The following is a 6,225-nucleotide window of genomic DNA, read 5'->3' as shown; positions in this document are numbered from 1 at the left end:
ATGCCAAACCCAGCGCGCATTGCCCGGCCGCCGGCGCCAGCGGCAAAATCGCTCAAGCGGCGATAGAGGTAAAGACAGCCATTGCGGCGCATCTGGTCCTCCAGCCCGGCCTCCCCGACCATGTCTTCCCAGGCTGGAAGGGCGTCGGCCAGCAGTCCGGCGAGCGCCAGTGCATTGGCCCGGGTGGCCGCCGGCAGCGATTGCCGCATGAACCGAACGAGCCATGGCGCCAGCTGCAGCAGCGCCGGCCAGCGCAGCGAAAACGGGCTGTCGGGATCAAGCAGCAGCTTTGGCAATGCCCGCAGCACCGCAGGAGTGCCGACCGGCATGCAGGCATATTCGGCGATCGTTCCGGCATTGCCGAACGACGCGCCGGAGCCCGGCTCGTTCGGATCGATGAGCAGGACTTCGCGGCCGTCCGCGACAAGGCGAAGTGCCGTCGCCAGCCCGACAACTCCGGCGCCGACAATGGCGATTTCGACCGTTTCAGAAGCAGCCACTGTAGATCTTCCCGATTGACCTTGAAATCCAGTACCGATCATGTGGTCTCTTGGTTCGGGGTCACGGTCCAGTCTTGATCCCTGGAATCGAATAGGCCAGATCTTTCCGCCCTCAGGCGACAGGCGTCCAGATCACGTCCTCGATTTTTTGCGCGCCGGTCGCCAGCATCGCCAGCCGGTCGAAGCCGAGTGCGATGCCGCTGGCCGGCGGCATGATGGCAAGGGCTGAGAGAAAATCCTCGTCCAGCGGATAGCGCTCGCCATAGACGCGCTGCTTCTCGTCCATCTCGATAACAAAGCGCCGGCGCTGCTCGTCGGCGTCGGTCAGTTCGCCAAAGCCGTTGGCGAGTTCGACGCCGCAGCAATAGAGCTCGAAACGCTCGGCGACGCGCGGGTCGCGCTGGCTCGGCCGCGCCAGTGCCGCCTCGGCGACGGGATATTCGCACAGGATGGTCGCGCGGCCCTGCCCGAGCAACGGCTCGATTTTTTCCACCATCACCCGGCTGAACAGATCGGCCCAGCTGTCGTCGGGCGCGGTGCGCAGGCCGGCATAGGTCAAGGCGGCGTGCAGCGCGTCGCGGTCGGTGCTGCCGTCGGCGGCGACCGTGGCCAGCAGGTCGATGCCGGCATAGTGGGCGAAAGCGTCCGCCACCGTCAGTCGTTCCGGCTCGGCAAACGGATCGCAGTCGCGGCCCCGGAAAGAGAAAAGAGTCGCCCCTGTCCTTGTCGCGGCCAGCGCCAGAAAGGCCGCACAATCCAGCATCAGGCTCTCATAGGCCTCGCCCACCCTGTACCATTCGAGCATGGTGAATTCGGGATGATGCAAGGGGCCGCGCTCGCGGTTGCGATAGACCGGACCGAAGCTGAAAATCCTGGTTTCACCGGCGGCGAGCAGCTTCTTGCAGGCGAATTCCGGCGAGGTGTGGAGATAGAGTGGCGCCCTTGCACCGTCCGGCCCGACCGCTTCCGTGGCGAAAGCCGCCAGATGCGCCTCATTGCCGGGCGAGACCTGCAGCGCCGCCGTTTGCACCTCGACGAAATCATGGGCGGCGAACCAGTCGCGCAGGCCGGCGGCGATGCCATTGCGCAGCATCAGCCGCGGGCGGCGGTCGGCGTGAACGTCAGGCGTCCACCAGGGCGAAGCTTCGGTCATGCGGCTCGGAACATGGTGGAAGGGGGCTGGCGGCGGCGGCCAAGATGCGGTAGGCCCCCATCCAGCGCCGCACTAGCCGGCAAACGCCAGTCAACTCTTCTTGCAGGATTTAAAACCGTGGTGAAAGTCATCGCCAGTTCGCTCCGCAAAGGCAATGTCGTCGACAAGGACGGCAAGCTTTATGTGATCCTCTTTGCCGAAAACATCCACCCAGGCAAGGGCACGCCGGTAACGCAGCTCGACATGCGCCGCATCGGCGACGGGGTGAAGGTTTCGGAACGCTACCGCACCACCGAGCAGGTCGAGCGCGCCTATGTCGAAGAGCGCGAGCACACCTTCCTCTACCGCGACGGCGAAGGCTTTCACTTCATGAACCCGGAAACCTACGACCAGGTGGCGGTGTCGGAAGCCGTGGTCGGCGACATGGCACCTTACCTGCTGGAAGGCATGGCCGTGCAGGTGTCGCAGTTCAACGGCATTGCCATTTCCCTGGTGCTGCCGCAGCGCGCCACCTTCGAAGTGGTGGAAACCGAGCCGACGACCAAGGGACAGACGGCCTCGTCGTCCTACAAGCCGGCCGTGCTGTCCAACGGCGTGCGCACCCTGGTGCCCCCCCACATCGCGCCGGGCACCCGCGTGGTGGTGATGACGGCGGATGGGGCTTATGTGGAGCGGGCGAAGGACTGAAGACGAGCGGTGGGGTTACGGGTTTACCGGCCAGCCCTGCGTTTCACCAGGGCTCACCCTTGTCCTCTTCCGCTGTCTCCCCTTGAACGCGGCGCCTCCGCCCGCACAGTGATATTTTTCACGAAGCGTGTCGCAATGACCCTGCGCGGTCCGTCCTTTGAGCGAAGAAGGAGAACGCCATGCGAAAACTTATCGTCACCGAATTCATCAGCGTCGATGGCATTGCCGAGGTCGAGAAGCTGCCAAGCATGACTTGGAACGACGAGATGAACAGGTTCAAGGAGGACGAGCTTGCCGACACCGGCGCCATGCTTTTGGGGCGCACGACCTATGAGATCTTTGCCGGCTCCTGGCCGACGGAAACCGGAGATTTTGCCGAACGGTTCAACGCGCTGCCGAAATATGTCGCGTCGAACAGCCTGAAGGCGCTCGACTGGAAGCCTGCCGAATTGCTGAAGGGACCGCTGCCGGAAGCGGTCAGGACGCTGAAGCAAGGCAGCGGCGGCAACATCTATGTGCATGGCAGCCTCAGCGTCGCGCAGGAATTGCTGCGCCATGGCCTGGTCGACCGCGTCAGGCTGCTCAGTTATCCCGGCACCGTCGGCCAAGGCAAGCCGCTGTTCCCAGGCGGCGAACCGGTGTCGCTCGAACTGATTTCGGCCACGCCGTTCAGCAACGGCGTTGTGGCGCTGGAGTATGCGCCGGTGGCGGCTAAGTCGTAATCGGTTGGAGCCTTTCAGATCGAATGGGGAGATGCATCCTCACCCGACCTGCTTGCCCCGTCTCCCCTTGATGGCGGCGCTATTCCTCGCCTCCACCGCCTTCTCCACCTGCCGCTTCAGTTCGTCCTTGATATCCACCGTCTCGTTCATCAGCGCGTCGATCTTCAGGAAATCGAGGACCCGGTATCTCGACACTGCCGGGCGGACCAGGATGTCGGGGCGGCATTGCTTCAGCTTGTTGGCGATGATCGACTGCATCATCAATTGCGTGGCGCCGAACATCAGGTCGACGGAGGTCGGCTGTTTGCGGTCGGCCTCTTCCGGCGCGCCGACGACGTCGACGCCGATGATGATGTCGGCGTCGTTCTCGATCAGGTCGAACGGCACGGGGTTGTAGATGCCGCCGTCGATCAGCAGCCTGCCGTCGCGCATCACCGGACGGAACACGGCAGGGATGGCCGCTGACGCCGCCAGCGCGGAGTGCAGGTCGCCGTCTTCGAAGACGGCCAGCTTGTGACCGAAATAGTCGGTCGCCGTCACCTTCAGCGGGATCTTCAGCTCGGCAAAGGTTTCGGGGATGGCCTCGGGCAGAAAGGCTTTCAGGATGCGCTCGACATTGAACTGGCTGACGCGGATGCCGTTCTGCATGGCTTCGGCTATCGTGCCCGGCCGCGCCCGCCACATGCGGCTGGCCACCTCGGCGCGGCGGCCGAGGATCGAGCGGGCGTAGTCGTGGATGTCCTTGCCGGCCATACCCGATGCCATGCCGGCACCCATGATGGCGCCGATCGACGAGCCGGCAATCGCCACCGGCTTGATGCCGAGCTCGTCCAGCGCCTCGATGACATGGATGTGGGCCAGCCCGCGCGCGCCGCCGCCGCCGAAGGCGATGCCGAAGGTGGGGCTCATCCCTTGCCGGCTCCGGCCAGTTTCGGGCCGATGACCATGATGGTCGGCTCGGTGGTCAGCAGCTTTTTCGCCGCCGCCTTGACCTGTTCGAGCGTCACCGCATTGATGTAGCCGGCGCGGCGCTGCATGTAGTCGATGCCGAGATCGTCGAGCTGCAACTCGACCAATGTCGAGGCGATGGCGCTGGACGAGTCCAGATTGTTGATGGCGTAGGCGCCGATCATGTATTTCTTGGTCGCCGCCAGTTCCGCTTCGGTCGGGCCTTGTTCGGCCAATTGCTTGACGACATCGCGGACGATGCCAAGCGTCTCGGCCGCACGGTCGGACCGGGTGCCGGTGCTGACGATCAACGCGTTAGCGTGGTCCTGGTTGATGAGCGAGGAGTTGACACTGTAGGCCAGTCCGCGCTTTTCGCGCACTTCCTGGAACAGGCGCGAGGTGAAGGTGCCGCCGCCGAGGATCTCGTTCATCAGCACGGCGGGGAAGAAATCCGCCGCCTTGCGCTTCACGCCGGGAAAGGCGAGCTGCAGGGAGGTCTGCGGCAGGTCGTAGTCGACCTCGATATGCTGCGCCAGCTTCGGGTCGATATCGGCCACAGGCCTCAGCGCCTGGTTCTGCGGCAGGTCGCCGAACACCATGTCGAGCTTCTTCTTCAGCGTCTCCGCGTCGATGGCGCCGACTACGGCGACATGCAGGCCGCCGCGCGCGAACACCGCTTTGTGCAGGCCTTTCAGATCATCGGACGTGATGGCGGCGATGCTTTCCTTGGTGCCCTGATCGGAGCGGGAATAGGGATGGTCGCCATAGAGGGCGCGCGCCCATTTGTTCTGCGCCACCGTGTCCGGGTCGTTTTCGCCGGCGATGATGCCGGACAGGATCTGGGAACGGATGCGGTCGATCGGCAACTGGTCGAAGCGCGGCTCGTTGACCGCCAGCCGCAGCAGGTCGAAGGCCTGGTCGCGCTGCTCGGCCAGCATGCGCATCGAGCCGTAGATGCCGTCGCGGCTCTCGTCGAAGCTCATCTCGGCGCCGGCATCGTCGAGCTTGATCTGGAAGTCTTCACTATCGAGCGGGCCGGCGCCTTCGTCGAACAGGCCGGTCATCAGATTGGCCAGTCCTTCCTTGCCGACAGGATCCTGCGTCGAGCCGCCGCCAAAGACGAAGCGGATGGCCACGACCGGCACGGAATAATCCTCGACCAACCAGGCGGTGATGCCCTTTGGCGAGGTGACGGACTGGATCTCCATGGCCCGCGCGGTGAGCGCCGGCAGGATGAGGAAGAGGATGGAGAGAAAGAGGGTGGTGAGTGCACGCCATGCGGCAATCGTCGGCAGCGACCAATCGCGGAAGCCGGCGCTCCCCCTCACCCAGCCTCCGCTTTGCTCGGCTGACCTCTCCCCGACGGGGAGAGGAGCTTGCCAGCGCTGGCGCCAGCCTCTTCTCCCCAGCGGGGAGAAGGTGGCCGCGAAGCGCCCGGATGAGGGGGCTGCCTCGCTCACGGGGATCGAATTCATCATCAATTCCCCGCCTGTTGCTGCGGCAAGAGATAGCCGGTCGTCGACCGGGCGAGCACCAGATAGCGCGCGGCGACCGCCTTGACCTCGTCTGCGGTGACCTTGCGGATGCGGTCCGTCCATTGCTGGACGTCCTGCACATTGCCGCCGGTGGCCAGCGTCGAACCGTAGATGTTGGCCATGGAATCCTGCTTGTCGCGGGCAAAGATCATCGACCTGACATAGCGGTCCTTGGCCTTTTCCAGTTCCGATGGCGTCACGCCATCCTTGACGATGCGCACCACCTCCGCATCGACTGCCGCTTCGACGTCGGAAATCCTGGCATCGCCGCGCGGCGCGCCGTAGACGGTGAAGTTGGTGTCGTCGAGCATGGTGCCCTGGAAAAAGGCGCCGGCGCTGGATGCGATACCTTGCTGGACGACAAGCGCCTGGTAGAGCCGGCTGCGATTGCCGCCGCCGAGGATCTCCGCCAAGAGGTCGAGCGCTTCCGCCTCGCCCGGCTTTCCCGAATGATAGGACGGCACCACCCATTGCGTGGAAAAGCTCGGCACGCTGACGCGGGCATCGGAGAGCGTGACCGTGCGCTTGGTGTTCTGCTCCGGCTCGACCGGGCGGATGCGGGGCGGCAGATCGGGGCCGCGCGCCACCTTGCCATAGGTCTTTTCGGCCAGCGCCCGCACCGTGTCCGGTTCGACATCGCCGGCGACGATCAGCACGGCGTTATTGGGCCGGTAGTATTT

7 protein-coding genes are annotated in these 6,225 nt (G+C 64.6%); 2 read left to right on the top strand and 5 right to left on the bottom strand.

Annotated features, from left to right (window positions below; genetic code table 11):
• A partial coding sequence (locus tag EN994_RS13915) for an FAD-dependent oxidoreductase (RefSeq protein ID WP_127307594.1) occupies window positions 1–500 on the bottom strand: 500 nt, incomplete at its 3' end.
• 112 nt (window positions 501–612) lie between these two features.
• Window positions 613–1,653, bottom strand: a complete 1,041-nt coding sequence (epmA, locus tag EN994_RS13910; protein WP_063167725.1) for an EF-P lysine aminoacylase EpmA — start codon at window positions 1,651–1,653, stop codon at window positions 613–615.
• 117 nt (window positions 1,654–1,770) lie between these two features.
• Here epmA and efp point away from each other — a divergent pair, with 117 nt between their 5' ends.
• Both efp and EN994_RS13900 read left to right on the top strand, forming a co-directional pair.
• Window positions 1,771–2,340, top strand: a complete 570-nt coding sequence (gene efp, locus EN994_RS13905) for an elongation factor P (RefSeq protein WP_013532351.1) — start codon at window positions 1,771–1,773, stop codon at window positions 2,338–2,340.
• Between the two features lie 179 nt (window positions 2,341–2,519).
• Window positions 2,520–3,062, top strand: a complete 543-nt coding sequence (locus EN994_RS13900) for a dihydrofolate reductase family protein (RefSeq protein ID WP_063167724.1) — start codon at window positions 2,520–2,522, stop codon at window positions 3,060–3,062.
• Between the two features lie 39 nt (window positions 3,063–3,101).
• Here EN994_RS13900 and EN994_RS13895 read toward each other — a convergent pair whose 3' ends face one another.
• The 3 genes from EN994_RS13895 to EN994_RS13885 all read right to left on the bottom strand — a co-directional run.
• The gene (locus tag EN994_RS13895) at window positions 3,102–3,971 is read right to left on the bottom strand and encodes a patatin-like phospholipase family protein (protein ID WP_013532353.1); all 870 of its coding nucleotides are present in this window, start codon (window positions 3,969–3,971) and stop codon (window positions 3,102–3,104) included.
• On the bottom strand, window positions 3,968–5,488 hold the full coding sequence (locus EN994_RS13890; RefSeq protein WP_244514289.1) for a pitrilysin family protein: 1,521 nt from the start codon (window positions 5,486–5,488) through the stop codon (window positions 3,968–3,970). The genes EN994_RS13895 and EN994_RS13890 overlap by 4 nt, the downstream gene beginning before the upstream one ends.
• The coding region (locus EN994_RS13885; RefSeq protein WP_164745908.1) for a pitrilysin family protein at window positions 5,488–6,225 on the bottom strand (738 nt) is incomplete at its 5' end. The genes EN994_RS13890 and EN994_RS13885, both read right to left, overlap by 1 nt.

Origin of the sequence: Mesorhizobium sp. M7A.F.Ca.CA.002.09.1.1 (genome assembly GCF_003998555.1) — a bacterium.
In the GTDB taxonomy this organism is placed as follows: domain Bacteria; phylum Pseudomonadota; class Alphaproteobacteria; order Rhizobiales; family Rhizobiaceae; genus Mesorhizobium; species Mesorhizobium ciceri.
The sequence above is the reverse complement of the archived record's forward strand: the minus strand, read 5'-3'. Positions and strand labels throughout refer to the sequence as shown.

Bases quoted from the DNA above. Each gene is read 5' to 3' on its own strand.
- epmA (WP_063167725.1), bottom strand. From the start codon at position 1,653: ATGACCGAAGCTTCGCCCTGGTGGACGCCTGACGTTCACGCCGACCGC.
- EN994_RS13900 (WP_063167724.1), top strand. From the start codon at position 2,520: ATGCGAAAACTTATCGTCACCGAATTCATCAGCGTCGATGGCATTGCC.
- EN994_RS13895 (WP_013532353.1), bottom strand. From the start codon at position 3,971: ATGAGCCCCACCTTCGGCATCGCCTTCGGCGGCGGCGGCGCGCGCGGG.
- EN994_RS13890 (WP_244514289.1), bottom strand. From the start codon at position 5,488: ATGATGAATTCGATCCCCGTGAGCGAGGCAGCCCCCTCATCCGGGCGC.